This window comes from Paenibacillus sp. LX16 (assembly GCF_036252815.1).
Taxonomy (GTDB): Bacteria; Bacillota; Bacilli; order Paenibacillales; family Paenibacillaceae; genus Paenibacillus; species Paenibacillus polymyxa_B.
Genome location: NZ_CP141152.1, coordinates 5,540,216 through 5,564,529, shown reverse-complemented (window position 1 = coordinate 5,564,529; position 24,314 = coordinate 5,540,216). Strand labels below are relative to the sequence as shown.

At 46.8% G+C, this 24,314-nt stretch carries 21 protein-coding genes and 1 pseudogene; 14 read left to right on the top strand and 8 right to left on the bottom strand.

Going from position 1 to position 24,314, the window contains the following annotated elements; genetic code table 11:
• The first annotated feature begins 174 nt into the window (after window positions 1-174).
• The 4 genes from T3H97_RS24950 (at window position 175) to gpmA (ending at window position 4,772) form a co-directional block, all read left to right on the top strand.
• The gene (locus tag T3H97_RS24950; RefSeq protein ID WP_328801195.1) at window positions 175-2,469 is read left to right on the top strand and encodes a glycoside hydrolase family 2 protein; all 2,295 of its coding nucleotides are present in this window, start codon (window positions 175-177) and stop codon (window positions 2,467-2,469) included.
• A 242-nt stretch (window positions 2,470-2,711) separates the two neighbouring features.
• Window positions 2,712-2,999 carry a hypothetical protein gene (locus T3H97_RS24945; protein ID WP_013312533.1) on the top strand — a complete coding sequence of 96 codons (288 nt, stop codon included), beginning with the start codon at window positions 2,712-2,714 and terminating at the stop codon, window positions 2,997-2,999.
• Between the two features lie 148 nt (window positions 3,000-3,147).
• Window positions 3,148-3,888: a Bax inhibitor-1/YccA family protein gene (locus tag T3H97_RS24940; RefSeq protein ID WP_272639434.1), complete on the top strand. Its 741-nt coding sequence runs from the start codon at window positions 3,148-3,150 to the stop codon at window positions 3,886-3,888.
• A 134-nt stretch (window positions 3,889-4,022) separates the two neighbouring features.
• A complete protein-coding gene (gpmA, locus tag T3H97_RS24935) occupies window positions 4,023-4,772 on the top strand; it encodes a 2,3-diphosphoglycerate-dependent phosphoglycerate mutase (protein ID WP_328801194.1) in 750 nt (249 codons plus the stop codon).
• Window positions 4,773-4,835: 63 nt separating this feature from the next.
• On the opposite strand, the gene T3H97_RS24930 is transcribed toward gpmA, so the two are convergent.
• Window positions 4,836-6,329: an alpha-amylase gene (locus T3H97_RS24930; protein WP_328801193.1), complete on the bottom strand. Its 1,494-nt coding sequence runs from the start codon at window positions 6,327-6,329 to the stop codon at window positions 4,836-4,838.
• Between the two features lie 262 nt (window positions 6,330-6,591).
• On the opposite strand from T3H97_RS24930, the gene T3H97_RS24925 reads away from it, so the two are divergent.
• On the top strand, window positions 6,592-7,419 hold the full coding sequence (locus T3H97_RS24925) for an HNH endonuclease (protein WP_328801192.1): 828 nt from the start codon (window positions 6,592-6,594) through the stop codon (window positions 7,417-7,419).
• Window positions 7,420-7,475: 56 nt separating this feature from the next.
• Here the strand turns inward: T3H97_RS24925 and T3H97_RS24920 are convergent.
• A pseudogene (locus tag T3H97_RS24920) lies at window positions 7,476-7,586 on the bottom strand (rhodanese-like domain-containing protein); the annotation flags it as partial.
• A gap of 493 nt (window positions 7,587-8,079) precedes the next feature.
• Between T3H97_RS24920 and T3H97_RS24915 the strand changes: the two are divergent.
• Both T3H97_RS24915 and T3H97_RS24910 read left to right on the top strand, forming a co-directional pair.
• A complete protein-coding gene (locus T3H97_RS24915; RefSeq protein ID WP_250240769.1) occupies window positions 8,080-8,511 on the top strand; it encodes a DUF1641 domain-containing protein in 432 nt (143 codons plus the stop codon).
• A gap of 27 nt (window positions 8,512-8,538) precedes the next feature.
• On the top strand, window positions 8,539-9,720 hold the full coding sequence (locus T3H97_RS24910) for an NAD(P)/FAD-dependent oxidoreductase (RefSeq protein ID WP_328801190.1): 1,182 nt from the start codon (window positions 8,539-8,541) through the stop codon (window positions 9,718-9,720).
• Between the two features lie 110 nt (window positions 9,721-9,830).
• Here the strand turns inward: T3H97_RS24910 and T3H97_RS24905 are convergent, their stop codons facing one another.
• On the bottom strand, window positions 9,831-12,380 hold the full coding sequence (locus T3H97_RS24905) for a LamG-like jellyroll fold domain-containing protein (RefSeq protein ID WP_328801189.1): 2,550 nt from the start codon (window positions 12,378-12,380) through the stop codon (window positions 9,831-9,833).
• 330 nt (window positions 12,381-12,710) lie between these two features.
• Here T3H97_RS24905 and T3H97_RS24900 point away from each other — a divergent pair, with 330 nt between their 5' ends.
• A complete protein-coding gene (locus T3H97_RS24900; protein ID WP_328801188.1) occupies window positions 12,711-13,508 on the top strand; it encodes a copper amine oxidase N-terminal domain-containing protein in 798 nt (265 codons plus the stop codon).
• A gap of 74 nt (window positions 13,509-13,582) precedes the next feature.
• On the opposite strand, the gene T3H97_RS24895 is transcribed toward T3H97_RS24900, so the two are convergent.
• Complete coding sequence (locus T3H97_RS24895; protein WP_328801187.1) at window positions 13,583-14,626, bottom strand: stalk domain-containing protein; 1,044 nt, start codon at window positions 14,624-14,626, stop codon at window positions 13,583-13,585.
• Window positions 14,627-14,882: 256 nt separating this feature from the next.
• On the bottom strand, window positions 14,883-15,059 hold the full coding sequence (locus tag T3H97_RS24890) for a CsbD family protein (protein ID WP_013312524.1): 177 nt from the start codon (window positions 15,057-15,059) through the stop codon (window positions 14,883-14,885).
• A gap of 156 nt (window positions 15,060-15,215) precedes the next feature.
• On the opposite strand from T3H97_RS24890, the gene T3H97_RS24885 reads away from it, so the two are divergent.
• Window positions 15,216-15,731, top strand: a complete 516-nt coding sequence (locus T3H97_RS24885; protein ID WP_023990890.1) for a DUF2179 domain-containing protein — start codon at window positions 15,216-15,218, stop codon at window positions 15,729-15,731.
• A 119-nt stretch (window positions 15,732-15,850) separates the two neighbouring features.
• Entirely contained in the window at window positions 15,851-16,063 is a 213-nt protein-coding gene (locus T3H97_RS24880; protein ID WP_025721956.1) for a cold-shock protein, read from the top strand.
• Window positions 16,064-16,221: 158 nt separating this feature from the next.
• Here the strand turns inward: T3H97_RS24880 and T3H97_RS24875 are convergent, their stop codons facing one another.
• From T3H97_RS24875 to T3H97_RS24865, 3 genes are all read right to left on the bottom strand, one after another.
• Window positions 16,222-17,235, bottom strand: a complete 1,014-nt coding sequence (locus T3H97_RS24875) for a substrate-binding domain-containing protein (RefSeq protein WP_167686432.1) — start codon at window positions 17,233-17,235, stop codon at window positions 16,222-16,224.
• A 248-nt stretch (window positions 17,236-17,483) separates the two neighbouring features.
• Window positions 17,484-18,683 carry a glycoside hydrolase family 130 protein gene (locus T3H97_RS24870; protein ID WP_134903305.1) on the bottom strand — a complete coding sequence of 400 codons (1,200 nt, stop codon included), beginning with the start codon at window positions 18,681-18,683 and terminating at the stop codon, window positions 17,484-17,486.
• Window positions 18,680-19,855 carry an AGE family epimerase/isomerase gene (locus tag T3H97_RS24865; protein ID WP_328801186.1) on the bottom strand — a complete coding sequence of 392 codons (1,176 nt, stop codon included), beginning with the start codon at window positions 19,853-19,855 and terminating at the stop codon, window positions 18,680-18,682. Before T3H97_RS24865 ends, T3H97_RS24870 begins: the two co-directional genes overlap by 4 nt.
• 234 nt (window positions 19,856-20,089) lie before the next feature.
• On the opposite strand from T3H97_RS24865, the gene T3H97_RS24860 reads away from it, so the two are divergent.
• The 4 genes from T3H97_RS24860 (at window position 20,090) to T3H97_RS24845 (ending at window position 24,312) form a co-directional block, all read left to right on the top strand.
• Window positions 20,090-21,412, top strand: coding sequence for an ABC transporter substrate-binding protein (locus T3H97_RS24860; protein WP_328801185.1), 1,323 nt, complete (start codon window positions 20,090-20,092; stop codon window positions 21,410-21,412).
• 67 nt (window positions 21,413-21,479) lie between these two features.
• A complete protein-coding gene (locus T3H97_RS24855) occupies window positions 21,480-22,364 on the top strand; it encodes a carbohydrate ABC transporter permease (protein ID WP_103047257.1) in 885 nt (294 codons plus the stop codon).
• 2 nt (window positions 22,365-22,366) lie between these two features.
• Entirely contained in the window at window positions 22,367-23,200 is an 834-nt protein-coding gene (locus tag T3H97_RS24850) for a carbohydrate ABC transporter permease (RefSeq protein WP_025721962.1), read from the top strand.
• A gap of 62 nt (window positions 23,201-23,262) precedes the next feature.
• Window positions 23,263-24,312 carry a glycoside hydrolase family 130 protein gene (locus T3H97_RS24845; RefSeq protein WP_328801184.1) on the top strand — a complete coding sequence of 350 codons (1,050 nt, stop codon included), beginning with the start codon at window positions 23,263-23,265 and terminating at the stop codon, window positions 24,310-24,312.
• Window positions 24,313-24,314 lie beyond the last annotated feature (2 nt).

Sequence of the window (24,314 nt, the reverse complement as noted above, 5' to 3'; positions counted from 1 at the left end):
CTGTTTTTTTGATTATAAAAAGATACAAAATTGGATTGACAATTGTCTTGTAAATGCTTACATTGAACATATATTTATTTTACTAAGTTTTACTCATAAGTTTTACTCATATTTTTTACTCAAATATTTTACTATGGTATAAGAGTGGAAAATAAAAGGTTGAGGTGACTGCCCATGCGTACCATTTTGCCGTTGAATGACCAATGGTTTTACCTTCCTGAATATGTCGAGAGCGAAGTAAGCGCAGGCATTGATGCGAGTCGGTATGAGCCGGTTCAGCTGCCGCACACGAATGTAGAGCTTCCGTACAATTATTTTGACGACAAGGCATTTCAGTTTATTTCTACGTATAAAAGAGAGCTGGACATTCCGGCAGATGCCAAAGGTAAGCGAGTGTATGTTGATTTTGAAGGAGTCATGACCTATGCCCAGGTATATCTAAACGGGGTAAAAGCGGGGGAGCATAAAGGTGGATATACACCGTTCAGTGTTGAATTGACCGAACTTGCCGGGTATGGCGGCTCCAATGTGCTCACAGTCATTGTCGATTCCACGGAGCGGGACGACATCCCTCCCTTTGGGGCAGTCATTGACTATCTGACCTACGGCGGTATTTACCGCGAAGTACAGCTGCGAATAGTGGAGCCTGTACACCTTGGAACGATATTCATTCAGACACCGGAGCCGCTTGCGGCAAATAAGGCGGTGCGCGTGGTCGTGGAGCTGGAGGGCATCGGCGATCAGCAGGACGACTTGACGGTCGCACTGCAATTGCTGGACGGAGCGAGCGTGAAGGCGGAGACCGAGCTGGCAGCGGTGACGGCGGCGGAAGTAACGTTGGAGCTGAAAGAGCTGGGCGGCCTGCGGCTTTGGGATATAGATGATCCCAAGCTGTATGAAGCGAAGCTGACGCTGCTACGAGGCGGAGAAGAGTTGGATCAGGTGACCGTGCGCTTTGGCTTCCGCGAGGCCGAATTTCAGCCGGACGGTTTTTACTTGAACGGGCGGAAGATCAAGCTGCTTGGCCTGAACCGTCACCAGTCCTATCCGTACGTTGGTTATGCTATGCCCAAAAGAGCGCAGCGTCGTGATGCAGATGTGCTCAAGGAGGAGCTGGGGCTGAATATGGTACGGACATCCCACTACCCTCAGTCCCGTCATTTTCTAGACCGCTGTGATGAGATCGGATTGCTCGTTTTCGAAGAGATTCCGGGTTGGCAGCATATTGGCGGTGAAGCGTGGAAGGAGCAGGCAGTGAGGGACGTAGAGGACATGATTATCCGTGATCGTAATCATCCCTCCATTGTAATCTGGGGGGTACGAATTAATGAGTCGCAGGATGACCATGATCTGTACACGCGTACCAATGAGCTAGCACGAAAGCTAGATCCGACCCGTGCTACGGGTGGCGTACGTTATATTGTAGGCAGTGAGCTGCTGGAAGATGTATATACGATAAATGATTTTGTTCATGATGGTGGGCACAAAAAATATTTGGCGAAGGAAATCCGCAATTTTGATACGTATGACGATACAGAAGGCGTAGATGGCGAAACGACAGGCTTGCGCCAGCCGTCTCTCGTTACAAAGCTGGATCATCCGGTCCCTTATCTGGTAACGGAATATAACGGGCATATGTACCCGACCAAGCGTTTTGACCAGGAGGAACGGGTAATGGAGCATGCACTGCGCCATACGCGGGTCCAAAATGCTTCCTATGCCGATGAGGGCATTGCCGGAGCGATTGGCTGGTGTGCTTTTGACTATAACACACATGCTGATTTTGGTTCCGGTGATAAAATCTGCTACCACGGTGTCATGGATATGTTCCGCCTGCCTAAATTTGCAGCGAGCGTGTACCGGAGCCAGAAGAACGTCGAACAGGAAATCGTTATGGAGCCGGTTACTTACTGGTCGCGTGGCGAGCGGAATATCGGAGGCATCGTGCCGCTGGTCGTGTTCACCAATTGCGATGAGGTGGAGTTTATCTACGGTCATGAGCGCAAAGGTGTTTATCGTCCGAACCGAGAGAAGTACCCGGCGCTTCCTCACCCCCCTGTCGTGATCGACGAGCTGACAGGCCACTGGGGCATGAAGTGGGAAGACGCTGTATTCATTGGGTACGTAGATGGGCAAGAAGTGATACGCAGAAACTATTCACGTAATCCGGTGCCGACAGAGCTACGCGTAGCTGCAGATGATATGGTGCTGGAAGCTGGCGATTGGGACGTAACCCGAGTAGTAGTAGACGCTTTGGACGAATATGGTAATGTCTTGCCGTTCTATGCAGATCCAGTTTCGGTGGAGATCAAGGGAATGGGTGAATTGATCGGTCCTTCGAGCTTATCTCTGATTGGAGGACGTATTGCATTCTGGATTCGTACGAAGGGGGAGGCTGGCAATATCCGCGTGAAGGTTTCCGCCCCTTTCCGTTTCAGTCCGCAGGAATTAAACATCATTGTACAATAGGACTTCAACGGCATCACGCAATCCTACTAGCCGCTTTTATACCGTTGGAGACTTCCATTATTTAAAAAAGGGAGTTGTCCGCAGATTCTGTAAAGGATCTGAGAGGGCGACTCCTTTTTACATATATAGGGTACGTTAATCTATGAGTCTTTTAAATTGTGTCTTATTACTGAGTCACTTAACGTTACGTTCATAGATTGGAAGCATAGAATACACTATCAAACGCAAGGGAGGTGAAAATTATGGCGATTCTTTTACCTTCGCAATTCTACAATCTTGCTGCTGGTGTGGGTAAGTCCTTTTTTGAAAACCTGAGAGGCGGTAATAATGCTACAATTACCGTGAATAATACGGGTGCCAATCCGGTCGATCTTGTAGTTACCCGTGTCAATGCTCCTGTGATCACTTATGTTATCCCGGCGGGCAACAGCCTTACGTTAGAAGTTGCTTTGTTGCTGGTAGCTGCTCTTCAGGCGACTCCAGTTGGAGCAGTAACAGGTACAATCCAAATTGCTACCGCTGATTTTTAACTTGTAACGACTTGACCCTCTAACTCTAGCTTTGCCGAAAGGCAAGGTTAGAGTTTTTTTTGTTTGAAATTTTCTGAAACTTTTTTCATATTGTGCCGATATATACATATAGCATAGCAAACAACAACATTGAAAAGGAGTACCCTGTATGAGCTTTAGCAATCCGGTTTTACGTGATGACATCTTTTTGCGCGAAGATGAAAGAGAAGCTAGCGAACAACGCATGACCATCGGAGGAACGGTGAACAAAACGTTGCTTCTGCTGGTTCTGCTCATCGTCTCTGGCAGTATTACCTGGTACATGACCTACGAAGGAACCGTAGAGGTACTATCCTTGCTGACGGCAGGATTTATTGGTATGGCAGGCGTAGCACTTGCGATATCCTTTTTTCCCAAATCGGCTCCGATACTCTCCCCTGTATATGCGATTCTGAGTGGTTTTGCTTTGGGTGGCATTTCAGCTTTTATGGAGTATGAGTATCCTGGGATTGTGGCCAATGCCATTTTGCTGACCGTGGGTATCTTGTTCTTGATGCTCTTTATGTACACACAGCGAATCATCAAGGTAACACGCGGCTTTATCTCATTCGTTGTCCTGTGTACGATGGCAATTTTTCTGGTGACGCTGGTTGATTTTATGTTGAACTTTTTCGGTATGAATGTTCCGTATATCCATGAAACGGGTTGGCTGGGTATTGGTATTAGTTTATTTATCGTGATCATTGCGGCTTTGAATCTGCTGGTTGATTTCAATTTTATTGAAGAGCAAGCAGATCAAGGTGCACCCAAATATATGGAATGGTATGGTGCTTTTGCATTGCTGGTGACTCTAGTATGGCTGTATGTACGGATTTTGGATCTGTTGGCCAAGTTCAGTAAGAGGGACTAAGTGCAGAGTGAGAAGAAAAGGATGGCTGAATGCCGTCCTTTTTTGTATTAAATAGACGGTTTAAAAATTGCATTTTACGTTAAATACATAGAAGTTGGGTAAAACATAAAGACAGACAGGAGAGGAGTGAGTGCATGTATCAAGTGGTGCTGGTTAGGCATGGACAGAGCGTGTATAACCGACAAAACCTGTTTACGGGCTGGACGGACGTGGACCTGACTGAACAAGGGACTCATGAGGCCATTGAGGCGGGACGTATTCTCAAGGAGGCTGGTTATACGTTTGATTTGGCATTTGCCTCTGTGCTAAAACGATCTATCCGTACGCTGTATCACATCTTGGATGAGCTGGATCATCTGTGGATACCTGTGCAGAAGTCATGGAAGCTGAATGAACGCCATTACGGTGCTCTTCAAGGGCTTAGCAAGCTGGATTCCGCCGTGCAATACGGCGAGGAGCAGGTTCATATCTGGCGGCGTAGTCTGACGGTGCGGCCCCCCATGCTGGATGAGCAGGACGAGCGGAGTCCGCATCGGGAAGAGCGTTATCGCAATATTAAGCCAGAAGAGCTGCCGCTTGGGGAAAGTCTGGAGGACACAGTGCATCGGGTCGGCGAGTTTTGGAAGCAGCGGATTGTGCCTTTGATTCTTAAAAAGGATCGAGTTATTATTTCTGCACATGGTAATACTTTACGGGCCTTAATCAAGTACATGGAGAATCTGGACGAAACCGCATTACTGGATTTGAATATTCCGACAGGCATTCCACTGGTGTACGAGCTGGATGAGCATATAGATCCCATCCGGCGCTTTTATCTCGGTGATCCGAGTCATGTAGAGGCAAAGAAACAGGCTGTGGCCAATCAAAGCAAGGTAACGGAGTGACTTTTCATACACAAAGAGGACAGGGCGCTTCCTCGCATCCTGTCCTCTTTGTGTTGGTATAGATTAAGCGTTCGCTTCTTCTTCTGTTTCCTGGCTGTCTTCCTCTGCGGGAAGTGCCCACACCGATACACTGCCGGCACGAACGGGAAATATGCCGTAGCCATCCTGCTCAATCTTTACGGTATGATCGTGATGTCCGGTCAAATCCATCCATTCTTCCCCTACACGTTGTTTGCCTACGAACATGCGCTTTTCTCCGTCATTTGCGTTGGTGATCACCACAGCACATCCGGAGCCTTCCAGCTCAGGCACGCCTTGACGAACCCATCCAATCGTATGGGGATCATCGAAATAATCTTTTTGCTCACCATAAGCTTTATGGTACCGGGCATAAAGAAGCGGGTCTAGCTCAGCCTGCTTGCCTTTGACGGGCGTTTGTCCCTGGATACCGTAGTAATCGCCATAGAATACGCAGGGATAACCGTCTTTGCGCAGCAAGATGAGTGCATAGGCGCTGGGCTTAAACCAGTCCTCCACCCAGGATTCGAGCGCTTCATGTGGTTGGGAATCATGATTATCGACAAAAGTAACCGAGTTCAGGGGATGGGTTTGAACAAGCGTATCCTCGAAAATGGTGCTTAAATCGAAATCCTTGCCACCCAAGGAAGCGCTATGTAGTTTGTAGTGGAGGGATACGTCAAACAGGTCGATTTTATAATCAATGGTATCCAGGAACTTTTGACACGATTCCAGATCCGGTTTCCAAAACTCGCCTACCATATAAAAATCCTGCCCACGCTTTTTGATCATTTCTGTCGCGAACTCACGTACAAATTCATGATTAATATGCTTGATCGCATCCAGTCGAAATCCGTTGCATTGCAGAGTATCCACCAGCCATTTGCCCCAGCGAATCATTTCCTTGCGCACATCCTGATGATTATAGTCAATATTGGCGAACATTAAATAATCATAATTGCCGAATTCATCATCTACATTTTCGCTCCAGCTTTTATTTTTACCTAAAATACGGTAGATTCCTGTCCGGTCCTGGCTTGCATCATAATCGGTCCCGTTAAAATGTTCGAAGTTCCATTGAAATGTGGAATACTGACCTTGACGGCCGGGGAACGTAAATTTAGTCCAACCTTCGATATCAAAGGGCTCGGAAATGACCTCATTGCGGTTATCCGGGTTGACCTCGACGACCTTGAATACTTCGGTTTCATCGGCGCCAGCCTTATGGTTCATGACCAGATCGACATAGACGGCCACGCCGTGGCGAACACAGGCGGCAACAGCCTCCAGTAAGTCTTCCCTGGTTCCGTATTTGGTGCGCACCGCACCTTTTTGGTCAAATTCGCCCAGATCGTAAAGGTCATAGACGCCGTATCCCGTATCCTCGGGCGATTGGCCTTTGGTGACAGGTGGAATCCATATCGCGTCAATTCCTTTGGCCTTCAGTTCCGGTGCCAGGCGGGCAAGCTTTTTCCAGTGAGAACCGTCAGCTTCGACATTCCACTCGAAAAATTGCATCATCGTATGGTTCCTTTTCATGTGCGTCCCTCCTTCATATATAACAAGTTACCCACCAAGTGAGGGGGGCTAAACGTCAGACGGTCAATATGATGCTGAATGAAGAACAAGGATCGCTGTATAACGTATGCTAAATCATTAAAATTTGTTATACCTGAGTGTTCATAACGACTCCATAGCTAGAAAAGGGAACGTGAAAACGGTAAAATGAATCTAACTTAACAATAGTTCGGGTTTTGGGCAAACCGTGAAGCACGAGCAACAGAGGAAAGGAGGGGTGGACGTGACAGAACCGCAGCAGAACAAGGATGAAGCGAGCAAACCGCTGATTAAAAAATGTACGTATTGTCAGGAGATGAAACCTTTAACGGACTTTCAGCGCAGAACGGGTCGCCGGGCTGGTCCTTATTCCCGGCGTGGTCCTTGCCGTTCCTGCCGGGGGTTGGCTCCGCAAGAACGTGCGGCTACGTCCGCTCCCTCCGGCGAGGAAACAAATCCCTCGGCTGCTCCCGTGACGCAGCATAGCCTTGAAGCAAATACGGCTGCGCACAGCCTGCAGGCGTCGCTACCTATGGAGGCACAACGCCCCCGCAGGAAGCCGGTCACGGATAAAGCGCGTGAGCGCCACCGGCAACGGGTTCGGCATCTGCTTAGCAGGCTGAAGCCTGCGGATACCCGGGCGTTGCGGCTCAATCGCAATGGCATGATTCGGCTAAGAGGCAAAACCGACCAGGGGAGACGCTGGCATCAAGAGATTGAGCTTGATCTGGCCATGACCCTGGTCAGAGAGCGTATGGCGGTGATTGTTAATCCATACACCGTGCGCAGACTGTATAGCAACAAGGAATTTCGCCAATATGTGCTTAAGCGTGACCGCTATACTTGTTTCTTTTGCGGAGGCTACGGTGACACGATTGATCATTTACTGCCTCGAGCAAAAGGGGGTCACACGACGCCTGTCAATTGTGTATGTGCTTGCAATGAATGCAATCAAGTTAAGGCTGCCCGCGATGTAGATGAGTTCATTGAGTCTGGTGTGCCGCAGCCGTCTCCTGATGATTTCAAGGCACCTGATAATCCTGATGCTTCTGAAGACAACCTACGAACATAGAGCGATCCTTGGAGCTTAGGTCCCTAGTACCGTTCTACTTCAAAGCCGGATTCTTTCTAGGCTGTTGTTCCACCTTCGATAAAAGCTACATTGGTAAAGCCCATCTGCTGGAGTGTATAAGCTGCTAATGCAGCTTGTCCGCCTGCCCCACAAGTGGTGATAATTGGGCCTCCGTATGAATATATTTTGTGTTATTTTCATATTATCGAACTGAAACGCACGCTCTCTATTACCCTCCTCTAGCATAAAATGACCCTTCTTTTAAGGGAAACTTGGACAAAAATCGAGCTTATTCTAATTTTTATCTAAAATAACAATAAAAATTTTGCGGAAATTTGTGCAAATTTAAAATTTCTTCGACGATTGTGTCGTGAAAGGTGTAATATAGAGGTATAGGGTTCCGTTTCGGCCTGTTGTAGTCACGAAGGAGCGCTTCGTGGAATATTCCGCAGCAGTAACAACAGAATACCGTCTGAGCAATATACAATTGGCATCTGCGATAAATCAGTCTTGCCCTTTAGGGTATAGGCCGGTTTTAGCTGTGCTTCTTGCATGTTTAAGGGCGTGAATTCGATGAACGTTTTATTGCTAGAGTTTATGGATACAGGTTACGAGAAAGGAATGGACTTCTATTTTCACAGTAAAGGAGGACGTTCACGCATGTCTGAAAACCAACAAGAGGTGGCAGTAACACAAGAAGCTACCAAAGAGTCTCGGGATGTACTGGACCAATTGATGAAACCGGAGGTTCAGCAATCGCTGACCGTACTGGTAGAGAATCTGCCAAAGTTGACTGAGATGGTTACTTTGATGACCGATGCTTATGATGTAGCTCGCAGTCTGGCAACTGACCCTGTCTTTATCGGAGATATGAAAAGCTCCATGGGAGAGTTTGTGAAGCCTGTAACAGAATCGGCTAAAGGATTGGCATCTGCTGCGATTGAAGCAAATGACCGCGTACAAACTACGGACGGCAGTGTAGGTCTGTTTGGCCTGCTCAAAATGCTTAAAGATCCGAATGTACAAAAAACGCTGCGTTTCAGCCAGGCTTTCCTGGATATTCTGAATGAGCGCCAACGCGAAAGCAAATAATTACCTGATCAAGAACGGAGGATGGACATGTCGAAGCAAATTTTGATCTTGGGCGGCGGATACGGCGGATTGCTGGCCGCTCTTACAGCACGCCAGCATATGGACGCTAGCCAAGCAACCATTACAGTGGTTAACCGCTTTGCGTCGCACCAAATTATTACGGAACTGCACCGTTTGGCGGCAGGTACAATTGCCGAAAAAGCTGTTGCGCTTCCTTTGGAAAAACTGCTGCGTAACAAAGAAATTATCCTGAAAGTGGATACTGTTTCCGAAATCAAGCCTGACGATAAAAAAGTAACCTTGGCCAGTGGCGCTACGTTGAGCTATGACGCTCTCGTTATTTCCCTGGGCAGCGAAACGGCTTACTTCGGTATTCCAGGACTGCAAGAGCATAGCTTCACGCTGAAATCAGTGGCAGAAGCCAATCGTATTCGTGCACATGTGGAAGCTCGTCTGGATGCTTACAAGCAATCCGGTAACCAAGCAGACGCTACAATCGTTATCGGTGGTGGCGGTCTGACAGGTGTTGAGCTGGTGGGCGAATATGCTGACAAATTGCCTGTAATTTGTCGCGAAAAAGGTATTAACTACGAAGATATCAACTTGTATTGCGTAGAAGCTGGACCATCTATTTTGGCAGGCTTCCCTCAACCACTGGTTGATCGTGCAGTAACAAGCCTTGAAAAACGTGGCGTTCAAATCGTAGCGGGTGTTCCGATTACAGAAATGAAAGCTGACGAAGTTCTCTTGAAAGACGGACGTTCGATTAAAACGAACACACTGATCTGGACAGGCGGCGTACAAGGTAATGCACTGGTTGGCGCATCTGGTATCGAAGTAAACCGTGGTCGCGCAACTGTGAATAGTGCACTGCAATCGACTTCTCACGAAGACATCTTCCTCGCTGGCGACAGCGCAGTGGTGTTCCCGGCTGAAGGCGAGCGTCCATACCCTCCAACTGCACAGTTGGCTTGGCAAATGGGCGAATTAGTTGGTTACAACATCTTCGCTTATTTCAACGGAGCGAAAATGGAAAGCTTTACACCAGTATTCTCCGGTACACTGGGCAGCTTGGGCAGAACAGACGCGATCGGTACTGTAGGCGCGAATGGCACCCAACTGAAAGGCGCTGTAGCTACTTTGATGAAAGAAGGCAGTAACATCCGTTACTTGTCCCATATCAAAGGACTTTTTGCATTGGCCTATTAATATTCCTTATATTTTATACGTTTCATTGGAAGAGAGCGCTATTCAGCGCTCTCTTTTTTTGTAGCTTTTCTTTTCGACACTAGAGTTGCTTACGATTCATTAGTCTTAATTCACTTCATCTTTGCTAACTCTGCCACCTGTACAGGGGGGAGCGCACCTTCAAATATACTCAGCTCATCAATAGATCCTTTGAACGCAGGGTCCCACCAGTTGACACCTAAGCTGAATGTTCCAGATTTGGAGGTAAAGACATCTGGGAATCCTGAGCCGGTAAATTGAAGCTTGCCATTCACATACACAGCTAACACCCCACGATCTACAGTGAAGGCGAGATGGGTCCATTCATTTGTTTTGATCTTTAGGCCAGTACTGCCGGTATACCAAGATGAGCTGCCGGACCAGACCATTGTGTTATCCTTCTCAGGTCCTCTGGGCAAAAGGCTAATCCAGTGATTACTATCCATAGCTCCAAAGAAAGTTGGTGTATGAACAGTCAATTCGCTTGGTTTTACCCACAGTGACACGGAATATGCTGAGCTGGATATGAGTCCTTCGGGCAGAGCAATGCCTGATTTTCCATCAAGGACTATAGCTTGGCCCTTTACGCCTTCAGCGTAGGATACACTTCCTCCCTGGCGATCGATTTGGTCACCGATAACTTCGCCATTAGCAAAAGCATCTTGCTGATCCTCCAGATTATTTTCAAATGTGTATGACGCAGTCAATGTTGCCTTCTCATAAGGGGATACCGTGATGTTAAAAACTTTGTCCCGACTACGTTCTCCTTTGGTAATGGTAGCTGTTAAAGTGGCAGATGCAGCCTTTTCTCCGATTCCTGGACGTTTGATTTCACCTGTATCCGTAATGACGCTTTGGTCTGAAGGTTTCCAGGTAATCCGGGATTGCCGACTGCCTTCCTTCGGAAGATTCAGGCTAGTCGTCACCCGACTTGTATCGCCAAGATCTAATTCACGATACACACTGTCCACTACTGTCGTATCGGTCATATCAGGGAGCTTACTGCCCCAAGCCATATCACCTTTATTTGATAAAACTGTAAACGCCAGGATGTATTGATTCGAAACCTGATCCCATTGTCTTAAGAACACCCCATCAAATACAGCACCATCCAGTGTTAATTGGATATTCGCATCCCCTGAATTGCGCCATGTTCCTTGCACATCGCCTTCGATGGTATGATCTGCTCTAAGCTGAATAAATTGTGTATTCTTGATCGTGGCCGAAGAATCACTGCCATGATTAATATATTGATAATCGCCAATGAATTGTTTCTCATCCAGCTTTGTAAGCGTCTCGCCACCGTAACGGTAAGGAGCTACGACAGGCCAGTCCTCCTGATTCATGAACATTTGGTGTACACGCAGCTCATGTGTCTCCCCCTGCTGAGGGAATCGGGTATGAAAGACGACAAACATTTGTCCAGTAGCAGGATCGGTGTATACAGAATTGTGTCCAGGGGAAACATAGCCGTAGCCAGTGCCTGTACCGGGGTCTCCTATTTTACTATCGAACAAGAAATTACCTATCAACTTGTTGCCATAAGTTGTATTTTTGGTGTTTGCTGGCAGAACAGCATTTTGCCCTTTGGCATCCTTATAAGGTCCTGTCGGACTCTTGGAACGGAATAACCTCATGTTATACCCTCCGTCCGCTGCAAGACCGCCGTAGGTTACATACAAATAGTAGTACCCCGTCTCCTGGTTGTATTCAATATATGGACCTTCCCCTGACTCACCGTATCCACCTGCGATCTTGGTGCCAAAATAACGATCAATCAGACGGCCGTCCTCCGTAGTTCCATCTTGACCTGGGTACATGGGTTTGCCAGTTGCCTTATCTAGCTCGAGTAAAAATATTCCCCCGGACCATGAACCATACGTCATCCACAAGCGCCCGTTTGCATCGTAAAAAACGCTTGCATCGATTGCATTTGGGAACATCCGATTCGCATAAGAACCATCGGTATTAAACCATCCCGGTCTGGGACCCTTAAGCTTGCCTTCCTTAATGAGTTGTTGAATCGGCGTATTTGTCCACTTTTTATCCACTTTGCTATCTTTATCGAATGCAGTCTCCTTCGTAAAACCAGTGTGGATAATGGTATCCACATATTGATATGGACCCTCGATTTTGGGTGCAACTGCAATGCCGATCGCGGAACGAATGTAGGTGGAAGATGCACTATAATAAATCATATATGCCCCTTTTGTCCCATCCTCATTGACATAATGCTCATTCCAAAATACATCGGGCGCCCATACCGAGAATCCTCCCTTACTGTCCGCATCATTCTCACCCGCCCAAGCGAAAGATCCGGCCAGATTCTTCGATAAATCCCCGTAAAGTGTGTTCCCAGGCGTAGTGTAACCGTTTGCAAAAGAAGTCCAGTTTGTAAGATCTTTTGACTTCGCCGCAGAGATATGTGATCCAAATACATAATAAGTGTCACCATCTTTGACAATGGAAGGGTCATGAACCGATACATTAGAGAAGGTTGGCGCATCCTGCTTATTGTTCTGGTCTGGCACCGTTGCCGCCGCGTCTATTGCACCTAATGGTGCGCTTGCGATTGCTAATAATAATGTTAGTGTTATTGCAATACTTTTCCTGACCTTACGCTTAACAAAACTTCTCATCATACACATTTGTCCCTTTCTAAATTGGAATACAGAGATATATTCTGCTTTCATTGCTAAATACCTTTCTATTTATAAATATTATTAATGTATTTATGAATTATATGGCTATAAGGAAGGTTTTAGCATCTAACACAGAGGTATACCTGTAAGATGAATCCCCATTATTTTAGATTGAGTCTTTCGGGAGATGATCTTTATTTAGGTAAAAATTATAAATTATGGTTGACGTTATGTTTTTGTGAGGATAAGCTAGTTATGAAAAATAAGTCGTAAGAACTGTTACTTGAACAAATTGTTGTTTTAACCTAAACGCTAACAAAGGAGAGCATTATGAAAATCAGACTGTTGGTCTGCCTTATGATTGTACTAAGTTTTGCTACTACAAACTCGAATTTGGCATCGGCTCAAGATCATACCCCCATACACCTGAAGGTCAATGATCATTACGTTTTATACACCTACCCTGCATCCCCCTTTGTGGATAAGAAGGGAAGACTGCTTATACCGCTCCAAGTGGCTGAGGATATGCTGGGCGGTAAAGTAACTTATAATGCAGCGAACAAAACCGCTTCTGTTGATCTGTTGGACCGTAATGTAACGGCAACGATTGGATCACCCGAAATATCAGTTAACGGTGAGCCAATGACCATGGACACCGTCCCCATCATGAAAAGCAACGCGATGTTTTTGCCGGTATCCATTTTGTTGAAGGATACAGATGCGAAGATGGAATGGGATCCCAAACGTGGCTTATTGAAACTAAGACATGATAGCTTTACGGAAAGTCCAGTTCTTATGAAATTTAAGGGACAAGACTTGGCCCAAGTCATTGACGCGAATGCGTTTGATCTTATTTCCTTTGACTGGGATCAAAAAGAAGAGTTATTAAATATTTATGCTATGTACGAGAGTAGCTTATCACCTGCTTCCAGGCAAATCGACTTTAATCCTCTGATTATTTATAGCAAAGGAACCTATAGTGTAAATCCATATTCTAAACCCAGTATGTTTTACAAAGTTAAAATAACCAGTCCCGGTAATCTGGTTTATACGAGAAATATTGATACAATCGATGCGGATAAAGACTATATAAAATATATTACTTCCGTAGGTAGATTGATTAAGTAGTGGAATGCATATTGATTGTACATCATAAAAAAGCGACAAAGGCTTCATGGCCTTTGTCGCTTTTTTATTTATATTTAGAAGTTAGTAATTAGGTTGCGGTTGTCCTTGTTGCGTATAGTTCCATTGACTCTATCAATGGACTCTTCGTCTTTAAGAAAATCAATAATGCCATCTGTCAGGTTGCTTCTTTGTAAACTTGACATTTTGTTCCAATCATCTAGATTTACATACACATCCACGTCAGCTTTACTGCTGTCGCCTCTTACGCTGAAATCAAAGCCGTATCCGGCGTAGCTGCTGTATCTGTTGAATAAATCACGTTGGATACTGCTTGCGTCGAAAGATGTACCTACTTTTTTAATCGTAACATCGCCTCTGCTATTGGTTGTAAAGGTTGCTAATTTATCTCTATTACTAGAGTTCTTAACCGTACCCTCTACCTCGGCATCTTTGTACTCTTTCAAAATATCTTCAACGATATCTTCCAGATAGGTTCTTTGTTTGCTGCTGGATAAACCTTCCCATCTGGATTTCGTCATTTCGATGGTCACTGTAATATCGTTTTTGTTGCCACTGAGCTCAATATCCGAATTAGTATCGTAGTCATCGCTGTGATCATCGTTCAGCTCCTTTTGAAGATCCTTCAAGGTGCTAGAACTATTTTTGCTCGCTTCATCTTTTAGCGTCTGATTGTCTTTTTGCAATTGAGCAATGGTAGCGTCCTTCGTCGTGTTCGCTGCTTTCGCTGTGTTGAGCTCTTGAGTCAGCGTCGTAATCTGGTTGTTCAACGCCGTAACTGTAGACTGATCAATCGGAACGCCGTTGTCGGCAATGACTACGCGTTTGTTTGTACCATCCCATGTTACCTTTTTATCCAAAGCTGTACCTGCCAGCTTCAGTGGGATATACGTTACGCCATCCAGCAGGAACGGTTCTGTTTTGGCATCAGCAGGAACCTCGGTTCCGTTGTAGATAATTTTAATATTGTTATATACTGCTTGGATCGGCTTAGTCACTTGTGCGGCATATGTGGATTGGCTGAAAAGAGCCCCGGATATGGCCAAGGCGGATACGGCAGTGATGATGACAGGTTTTTTGATAGATTTCAGTGATTTCATTCGTTGGTCTACCCCTTTATTTAAGAATTATAGCCTGGTTCATAGACTAGAGTAACATTAATGCCTACAAAATCCAACAGGTTGGAAGAGTCATTATGGGTTGTGCTTATATTGGTTAGACGCAACAGCAACCGTAAAAGTTGCCCTATTTGCGCAAAAGTTTTTCCAAAAGTATCCGAACAACACAAAACAAGCCCGCTGCACAAGACAGCGAGACTTGTTGGTGAAACAGTGCGTCGAGGTTATCCATTCAGGATTATTTGCCGTCCTTCAGTTTGCCTGCTGTTTCCTGAAGATGGCCTTTGGCCTTATCCAGTTTACCTTCGGCTTGAAGGGACTTATTATCGGTAGCGTTCCCGATTTGGTCCTTGATTTCACCTTTGGCTTTGTTCACATTACCTTTAATTTTATCGCTAGTTCCGTTATCCTTCATGTTGTAGCCCTCCTTATGTGATCGAACTTTCATTCAGCATGCTGTAGTTAGTCATTACCCGAGTGAGGGTAATACGAAACCAGAGGCTGTATATCACAGACGGGGGTATAATGTGGGATACGGGTTAAATCAGAACGTGAAGTGGGGAGTGAGCGCATGCTCAAAATTTTATTGTTTATTCTTGTTATTCAAATTATTTACGTATCGGCGTATACACTACGCATGATTCTGACGTTGAAAGGACAGAAGTACATTGCTGCGCTCATTAGCACCGTGGAAGTTACGGTCTATGTGTTGGGCTTGAATGTTGTGCTTAAGTACCTGGATCAAGTGGCAAGTCTTGCAGTATACGCCATTGGCTATGCATTGGGCATTCTTATTGGAGCATGGATTGAGGAAAAAATAGCGCTTGGTTATGTCACCGTTAAGGTGATCAGTAATGAGATCAATGGAGGAATTGCCAATGCGCTGCGGGACAAAGGATACGGTGTTACAGCCTGGCTGGGCAGTGGGCGTGATGGAGAGCGCCTGGTGATGGAAATTTTGGCTAAACGGAAAAACCAGAATAAGCTGTATCAGTCCATTCTGGAGCTGGATCCTAAGGCTTTTGTCATTACGGTAGAGCCGAAGCAGTTTCATGGCGGCTTCTGGACCAAGGCTATCCGTAAATAAACATTTTGGTAAATTGCGCATATTTTTTGGAGGTTGGAGCATATTAATACCCGGACAGGTGGGAATTAACAGTAAGCCGACAGGGGATATTACCCTATAAAAACCGAGGGGGGATATAGATGTACAGACGCCAGGCCCCGGAAATCATTCCAGAGGAAAATACGGCTATTTGGTCGTGTACAAACGAGGGTTGCAACGGTTGGATGCGAACGGATTTCACCTTTTTGAACGAGCCAGCTTGTCCATTTTGCCAAGCCTCGATGGGGCAAGAAATGCGGATGCTGCCGATTCTCAATCGGGCGGGCAATTCCTTTGTCGCCCAGCGCTCCTAATCCAGGATTTTGCAAAATCTACAATTGAATGTGAGTACGATGATCACACTGCAGAATTTATGAACGTCAAAAGCCGCTCCAGCGACATGCTGAGCGGCTTTTGGTTGTGGAAAATTGAGAATAGCGATGGCCTCTCCCCAAAGTAAGATATGCATTGATCATGGTCTCTGGATGGGCTGCACGGAATCACGATATACAATATGTCCCTGCACCAGGACTCGACCAAAGCGGCTGCCGGGATGGCTTATTTTTTTCATCATCGAATCAATCGCGGTACGTGCCATCTGCTCGATGTCTACTCCGACCGTGGTCAGTTGCGGAACAATAAGAGTGGCGTATACATCGTTGTCAAAGCCGACGACAGAGCAGTCTTCAGGTACGCGGTATCCCAGGCCAATGAGCTTATGCACCAGATTGTGAGCGACCTGATCGCAGTTACATACAAAGGCAGTTGGTAGCGGCTGAGGAAGCTCCATTTCAACATAAGTACCTTCATCGTCCCGGTCACTGAGCACCCACTCGTTACGGAGAGGCAACCTGTGCTCCAGCAAGGATTTATAGTAGCCGAGGAAACGATCCTGAATACTACTGGTGGAATAGATATTACCCACATATGCAATATCCCGATGTCCCTGGGCGATCAAATAGTTGGTCAGCTCGTAGGCTCCGTAAAAATTATCCGTCACCACGGAGTCGATATCGGCATGCTCATCATAAAAATCGAGAAACATTTTGGGCAGTTCCATGGTTTGTACAAGCTCAATATATGGCTTGCTCACTTGGCCCAGGAGAATGAAGCCGTCCACCTTACGGTCGTAATAGATACGTGGCAGATTAAGCTGTTCTTCGTCTTCGCGATGGAGGATGTGAAGGATGCCGTAGTAGCCGTATGGCTCCAGTGCCCGTGAAATTTGCTGGTAGATGTGCAGATAAAACGATTGGCCAGGGCCGGTAAAACGTTCGGGAATGACAACACCAATGTTATAGGTGAGGCCCTCCTTCATGGACTTGGCAACGGTATTGAAACGATAACCCATTTCGCCCGCGAGCGTCTTAATACGCTCTTTTAGCTCCTCGCTAACCCCATCCTTGTCATTGAGCGCCTTCGACACGGTCACGCTGCTTACTCCCAGCTTATCTGCAATATCCCGCATCGTTACGTTGCTCTTCATTCCTGTTCCGCCTTCCAATTTTAAAAAGATAAGCATCTTGCCTAAATCCAAATAATGGATGCAAAATGCTGGGGGAATATACTAGTAGCTTAGCTGCCTGTAAAGATACAAAGACATAGCAGCAAAGCGGTCCTGTAAAGATACAAAGACTGGCAGCATGGCTGCCCATAGAACAACTGTTAGCCTGCGGGTAACAGTTGTTCTATGGATAGTATACATGGTTCCGCAAGCCGGATAAAGCCTGCGGCTTATGTCCGCTGGGAAGGACGGGAGTGTGCTTGCAATAGCGCTTCATTGTGATGAATCAGATCACGGCGAACAGCGGCGCTGCTGAGAGAGCGCAGCGGGTCGGATGGTGTATTGAAGGTGTAGTCCTCCAGTCGAGCGATGGTGGTCGTCGCCACGTGGATACGGGTATCACTAGATGCGTAGTAGATAAAGACTTCATCTTGCTCGTTAACAACAGCCCCGTTGCAAAAAATAACATTCGAAACGTCGCCCACGCGTTCCTCATCATAAGGAGCCAGGAAGTGCCCGCCAGGCTTGGCAATGACGCGCGTAGGGTCTTCCAGACTGGTGGCAAAGGTATACAGCACATACCGCAGCCCGGCGGCTGTATTGCGTACCCCGTGAGCGATATGAATCCAGCCGAGCTTCGTCTTAATCGGGGCGGGACCCTGCCCGTTCTTGGCTTCGTACACCGTATGATAGCAGCGCTCATCAATGACGGTTTCGTGTTCAATTACGGGCTGTGTAATATCTTTGCACAGGCCGAAGGCGATGCCACCGCCCGAGCCGGTGGAAATAAACCCGTCCTGAGGACGAGTATAGAAGGCGTATTGACCGTCCACAAATTCAGGGTGCAGAACAACGTTGCGCTGCTGTGGGGACTGGGTAGTGATGTTGGGAAGCCGGGTCCATGTACGAAGATCACGAGTGCGGACCAGTCCAGCCTGAGCGACAGCACTGGAGGTATCGTGAGGTGGCGCGTCAGGGTCTTTTTTCTCTGAGCAATAAATACCGTAAATCCAGCCGTCCTCATGCTTCACCAGCCGCATATCGTACATATTTGTTTCTTCCGGGTCGATATCCTCCCATACTAGGGGAGCGTCAATGAATCGAAATTGATCAATGCCGTTATCGCTCTCTGCCAAAGCAAAAAATGACTTTCGATCCAGTCCCTCGGTGCGCGAAACAAGAATGTATTTTCCATCATGATAGATAGCCCCTGGATTCAATGCCGCATTTACACCCAGCCGCTCCATGAAAAAGGGGTTGGTTTGCGCATCCAGATCAAACCGCCAGTGAAGTGGAACATGATGGCGTGTGAGCACTGGGTAGATGTAGCGTTCGTAGATACCATTATAAAAGGTAGTTTTAACCCCATTGGGGCGTGTAATCAGTTCCTCTTGCTGCAACCGCAGCTCATTGTATTTGCTATGGATCATTGGTCTTCCATCCTTTCTAGCATTTCTATGCAAAATCGGCTGTTGTGATAAGGGCACTTCCAGGGTCCTGCAATCTCTCTCGCATCAGGCTTACCATCCGCTTGAACTGACCAGAACCATTCGCCTCCGGGGCGCGGATCTATGATATATTGCCGAGTATAGGCCCACAGATTACGCACAATTTGCAAAAATCGTTCGTCATTTGTACCTTGAAACGCATTGTAAAAACCAACCATCCCCTCGGCCTGCACCCACCAAATACGTGAGGTGTCTACCCGCTCTCCTTCCCGCTCGTTGATGAGCGATCCGTCTGGCTGAACAGCGCGCTCTGCTACCGCATTGGCAATATCCATCACCATATCCACGTATTCTGACGGGTAATAACCCAGTACATTCATAGCGTCCTCAATCAACCAGCTGGCTTCGATGTCGTGACCGTATGAGGTCAGATCAAGCAGAGAGCGCCATTCACGATCGAAGAATACCCCCAATCGTCGGGCAGAAGCATCGTAAACACGACGATATAAAATATCCAGTACGTTCGTCAGTGCATCTCGAACCTCTTCATTTGGCCAGACGCGCAGCAATTGGGTATACGCTTCCAAAACATGAATATGCGTATTCATGGTGATATGCGCGGTAACTCCATTTTCGCTGAGCAGCTCATTAGGCTGCGTGTTCCACAAGCGGTCATATTGTTCGCCGTATGCCTGCCGGGCGGGATCGTATCCTTTTTGCTCCAGCAGGTGGAACAGCTCCATAGCTAGTGGTAATGCATTCGGGTCGTCCGTGGCTCGTGCATACTCTGCCAGCGCATAAATCGCGAATGCCTGCGCGTATACATGCTTGCACGTGTCCACGGGTTGCCCGGTGTAGTCCACCATCCAGTACATTCCTCCATGTAATGGATCAAGCAGGTGATCTCGCAGGAATGTGAATGCATGTCGTGCGGCTTCTGCATAGGTATCTTCCCCTGTTACACGGGTAGCCGCCGAGAATGACCAGAGTAGCCGTGCAGTGGCAATCCCGCCTTTGTCGGCTTGGTTATGAGTGTGCAGATCCACATCCACCTCGCCGTAAAACCCACCGTGTGTCTCATCCTTCAGTCCAAGCCAGAACGGGAGTATGTGTTCCTTCCATTCCTGTCTAATTTCGTCCAGTAGTGTTTCCAAGAGACAAAGCCTCCTTCGGAAAATAAGTTATTAGGTTATCGTTAACTTTACAGAAGTATCATATCTAGGTGTTTGTAAACTGTCAACTATTCTCGTCTTGTGTTTATTTACAAGATAATAACCTAGTGTACTGTACAAAAAAATAATGTAATTGACATAGTAAGCGTTATCATAATAAAATAACTTTTGTTAGCTTAACGATAACCTTATTTAAAAAATGGGAGGGGTCGTTTCATGAAGTTGTCTAAAGTTTTGATGCCATTGTTGTCTGTGCTACTAGTAGCGGATTTGTTTGCAGGCTGTGCTCCAAAAGCATCGGATACACCAGCAGCCAGCTCTGATCCAAAGGATGTGGAAGGTGAAATTACGGTTATCACACAGCGGACAGATATTGTGGATACGGTGTTTCAGGACTACGCCAAGGAATTTAACAAGCTTTATCCGAACGTGAAGGTCAATTTTCAGGCATTGGCCGATTATGAGGGCCAAATTAAAATCCGGATGGGGACCAGGGATTACGGAGATGTTTTGCTGATTCCTGGCAGTATTCCAGTTGAAGAGCTGCCCAATTTTTTCGAGCCGCTGGGTACTTATGAGGAGATGAAAAACAAGTATACCGGCCTTGAAGAGCGTACGGTGGATCATAACAGCTACGGTATTCCGATTGCGATGGTTTACTCTGGTGTGATTTATAACAAAAAGGTGTTCAAGGACGCAGGAATCACGCAGCTTCCCAAAACACCGGACCAATTCCTGACAGCGTTACAGCACATTAAGGACAAAACCAAGGCAGTGCCGCTGTTTACGAATTATGCCTCTGGTTGGGCACTGACCCAGTGGGAGTCTAGTCTGGCAACATTGGCGGGTACGAAGGAATATGTGAATGTCACACAACCGAATACAGATGACAATTTCACGAAGGGACAGCCCCACTATGAACTGTATAAGGTCCTGTACGATGCGGCTAAAAAAGGCCTGATTGAAAAAGATCCAACGACTACGGATTGGGAGACCTCCAAGGCGGATCTCGCTCAAGGCAAAATCGGTACGATGGTGCTTGGTTCTTGGGCAATTGACCAGATCAAAAGCACAGCTCCTAACAAGGATGATATCGGTTTTATGCCTTTCCCGACGAATGCCTCCAAGGTACTTGTGCCGCTGGCAGGTGATTTTAACCTCGGTATTAATGTAAACAGTGAAAATAAACCGGCGGCCCGGGCCTGGGTGGATTGGTTTACCGAAAAGTCCAACTATGCCGTAGAGCAGGCAGGTAGTATTAGTCCGCTGAAGGGTGCCCCAATGCCTAGCATTTTGAAGCAATACGAAGATCAGGGAGTCGTTTTTGAAACGCTTACTCCATCTCCAAAAGGACAGGAAGGGATTGTCGATAAAATCGACAAAAAGGGAGAAATCGGCTTGTGGCAGCCTGACTTCAAAAAACGCATTATTGAGGCAGCGGTCGGTAACCGCCCGGAATCGTATGACACCATTATGAAGGATCTGAACGACGCATGGGTGAAGGCGCGTGCTGAAGTGGCTGCAAAGGAAGCAAAATAGCCATCTGAACTGACGAAAAGAGAGGATCGACGTAGCAGTCGATGGACGGATAGCCAGGAGGTGCAGCATGTTAAAATTTTCGAATCTCAGCTACTCCAAACAAAGATTGGCGATTATTGTAGCCTTTTCTATTATTCCGCTAGCGCTGCTGATCACTTTTGCGTACTTGCCTGTGATCAATATGTTTAAGTACAGCTTTTCGGACTGGAACGGCTATAGTAAGCGTCTGGAATATGTGGGCTTTGAAAACTATATCAAAATCTTTACCGACCCCGAGTATTTCTCGGTGTTTAAGGTCAGTCTGTATTACTTTGTCGCCACGTTTGTACAGATGGGGCTGGCCCTTTATTTTGCAACCATTCTCAGCTTTCAAACCTGGTTTAAAAATTTCTTTAAAGGCGTTTTGTTTTTTCCTTCCCTGATGAACGGTGTAGCTATTGGTTTTATTTTTCTATTCTTTTTTAAGCCAGACGGTACCCTTGATACACTGCTTCAGGCAGTGGGTTTGGGTTCGTATATCAAGCTGTGGCTGGGTAACCCGGAGATTATCAATATTTCGCTGGCTGGCACGTCGATCTGGAGATATATGGGCTTTAACTTTATCGTGTTTCTCGGTGCGATTTCCTCCATATCCAGTGATCTGTATGAAGCGTCTGATATGGACGGGGCTAACCGCTGGCATCAGTTCCGCTCTATTATTTTGCCGAGTATCAAGCGGATTTTGCAGTTGAATCTCATCTTGGCGATTAGTGGGGCGATCAGTGCGTTCGACATCCCGTATATTATGACCGGTGGCTCCAACGGCAGTGAAACATTCGTCATTCAGACGCTTGATGTGGCATTCAAATACAGCAAGGTCGGTTTGGCCTCAGCGATGGCGGTTGTTCTGCTGCTGATCGTGATTGCTGTTACGCTGCTTCAACGGTTGCTAATTCGGGGAGAGGAGGACTAATCATGTATAAGCTGAAAAGAATACTGGGTAGCAGCATCAAGTATGCCGCGCTACTACTAGGTGCGTTCATTGCACTGCTGCCGATTGTCGTCATTTTGTTTGCATCTTTGAAGACGAAGGCTGAATATGCGGCAACCAGTCCTCTGACTCCCCCCGTAAACTGGCTGAATTGGGCTAACTATACCAAAGCCTTTATCAACGGAAATATGCTGACCGGATTTGTGAACACAGCTTTTATCCTGTTGATTTCGATCATCGGAGCTACGTTGACCGGTTCCATGATCGCGTATATTTTGAACCGTTTTAAATTTAAGGGCAAAAGTCTCATGCTGGGTGCGTTCTTGCTCGCCACGCTCATTCCGGGGGTGACGACACAGGTGTCGACATTCCAAATAATCAATAAGCTGGAGCTGTTTAACACGCCTTGGGCGGCGATCTTGCTGTATTTGGGAACAGATATTATTGCGGTGTATATTTTTCTGCAATTTCTGGATTCCATCGCGGTGGCGCTGGATGAATCGGCCATGCTGGATGGGGCCTCCTATCTGACGATCTACTGGCGCATTATCTTGCCCCTGCTGAAGCCTGCCATTGTGACGGTGATCATTATCAAGGGCGTTAATATTTACAACGACTTTTACACCCCGTTCCTGTATATGCCCAAAACAAGCCTTCAGGTCATATCGACGGCGCTGTTCAAGTTTAAAGGACCATATGGATCACAATGGGAAGTCATTAGCGCGGGCATTATCATTGCCATTATTCCGACGCTGATTGCGTTTTTATCATTACAAAAATATATCTATAACGGATTCGCGCAGGGCTCAGTGAAATAGAACAATGGCGAAATCAAAAAAAACGATGAAATCAAGTATCTCGGTGAGAGGGGAATATACGTATGAATAAATTGAATGTGGATTTGGGAGTAAACAGCGTACGAATTGTGGGAGAAAGTCTGCCGGAAATGCCGTGGCAGGATAAGCCTGAAGGCAGTGAGGCTCCGGTATGGAGACATAGTGAGAATCCGGTCATTGGGCGGAATCCGGTGCCGGGCATTGCCCGTATTTTCAATAGTGCAGTAGCTCCGTATGAGGGACGGTTTGTAGGGATATTCCGGGCTGAAACGATTAATGGACGTCCGCATTTGCATCTAGGCTGGAGTGACGACGGGTTGGCTTGGGACATTGAGACAGAACGTTTGCATTTGGTTGATGAGGAAGGGAAAGATTATCAGCCAAATTATGCTTACGATCCGCGTCTGGTTCGCGTGGAGGACACGTATTATATCATCTGGTGTACAGATTTTTACGGTGCAGCATTGGGGATAGCACAAACGAAGGATTTTAAAAGCTTTGTACGATTGGAAAATCCGTTCCTGCCGTTTAATCGCAACGGAGTGCTGTTACCCCGCAAGCTGAACGGAAACTTTATGTTGCTATCCCGTCCGAGCGACAGTGGCCATACGCCGTTTGGAGATATTTTTCTGAGTGAGAGCCCGGATCTGGTGTATTGGGGCAAGCATCGTCATGTGATGAGCAAGGGCGGACAGGGCTGGTGGCAATCGGTAAAGATTGGCGGCGGACCGGCTCCGATTGAGACGACAGAGGGCTGGCTGATGTTCTACCACGGGGTGACAGGTACGTGCAATGGGCTGGTATACAGTATGGGCGTAGCCGTTCTTGACCTGGATGATCCGTCTAAAGTTAAATATCGTTCCTCTAATTTCGTGCTGACCCCGGAGGAATGGTACGAAGAACGGGGCTTTGTGCCAAATGTGGTGTTCCCGTGTGCTACGCTGCATGATGCGGACACGGGCCGGATTGCGATTTATTATGGAGCCGCTGATACGTATGTAGGTATTGCCTACACGACAGTGTCCGACATTATGAAGTATGTCATCGCAACGGATGAAGTGGTCGCAGACGACCGTGAGTCGGGTCGGATGTAGGA

Excerpts from the sequence above, each read along its gene's own strand:
- T3H97_RS24895 (WP_328801187.1), bottom strand. The coding sequence starts at position 14,626 with ATGAAATCACTGAAATCTATCAAAAAACCTGTCATCATCACTGCCGTA.
- T3H97_RS24845 (WP_328801184.1), top strand. The coding sequence starts at position 23,263 with ATGAATAAATTGAATGTGGATTTGGGAGTAAACAGCGTACGAATTGTG.
- T3H97_RS24945 (WP_013312533.1), top strand. The coding sequence starts at position 2,712 with ATGGCGATTCTTTTACCTTCGCAATTCTACAATCTTGCTGCTGGTGTG.
- T3H97_RS24860 (WP_328801185.1), top strand. The coding sequence starts at position 20,090 with ATGAAGTTGTCTAAAGTTTTGATGCCATTGTTGTCTGTGCTACTAGTA.
- T3H97_RS24910 (WP_328801190.1), top strand. The coding sequence starts at position 8,539 with ATGTCGAAGCAAATTTTGATCTTGGGCGGCGGATACGGCGGATTGCTG.
- T3H97_RS24915 (WP_250240769.1), top strand. The coding sequence starts at position 8,080 with ATGTCTGAAAACCAACAAGAGGTGGCAGTAACACAAGAAGCTACCAAA.
- T3H97_RS24890 (WP_013312524.1), bottom strand. The coding sequence starts at position 15,059 with ATGAAGGATAACGGAACTAGCGATAAAATTAAAGGTAATGTGAACAAA.
- gpmA (WP_328801194.1), top strand. The coding sequence starts at position 4,023 with ATGTATCAAGTGGTGCTGGTTAGGCATGGACAGAGCGTGTATAACCGA.
- T3H97_RS24905 (WP_328801189.1), bottom strand. The coding sequence starts at position 12,380 with ATGATGAGAAGTTTTGTTAAGCGTAAGGTCAGGAAAAGTATTGCAATA.
- T3H97_RS24870 (WP_134903305.1), bottom strand. The coding sequence starts at position 18,683 with ATGATCCATAGCAAATACAATGAGCTGCGGTTGCAGCAAGAGGAACTG.
- T3H97_RS24950 (WP_328801195.1), top strand. The coding sequence starts at position 175 with ATGCGTACCATTTTGCCGTTGAATGACCAATGGTTTTACCTTCCTGAA.
- T3H97_RS24855 (WP_103047257.1), top strand. The coding sequence starts at position 21,480 with ATGTTAAAATTTTCGAATCTCAGCTACTCCAAACAAAGATTGGCGATT.
- T3H97_RS24940 (WP_272639434.1), top strand. The coding sequence starts at position 3,148 with ATGAGCTTTAGCAATCCGGTTTTACGTGATGACATCTTTTTGCGCGAA.
- T3H97_RS24850 (WP_025721962.1), top strand. The coding sequence starts at position 22,367 with ATGTATAAGCTGAAAAGAATACTGGGTAGCAGCATCAAGTATGCCGCG.
- T3H97_RS24875 (WP_167686432.1), bottom strand. The coding sequence starts at position 17,235 with ATGAAGAGCAACGTAACGATGCGGGATATTGCAGATAAGCTGGGAGTA.
- T3H97_RS24930 (WP_328801193.1), bottom strand. The coding sequence starts at position 6,329 with ATGAAAAGGAACCATACGATGATGCAATTTTTCGAGTGGAATGTCGAA.
- T3H97_RS24880 (WP_025721956.1), top strand. The coding sequence starts at position 15,851 with ATGTACAGACGCCAGGCCCCGGAAATCATTCCAGAGGAAAATACGGCT.
- T3H97_RS24885 (WP_023990890.1), top strand. The coding sequence starts at position 15,216 with ATGCTCAAAATTTTATTGTTTATTCTTGTTATTCAAATTATTTACGTA.
- T3H97_RS24900 (WP_328801188.1), top strand. The coding sequence starts at position 12,711 with ATGAAAATCAGACTGTTGGTCTGCCTTATGATTGTACTAAGTTTTGCT.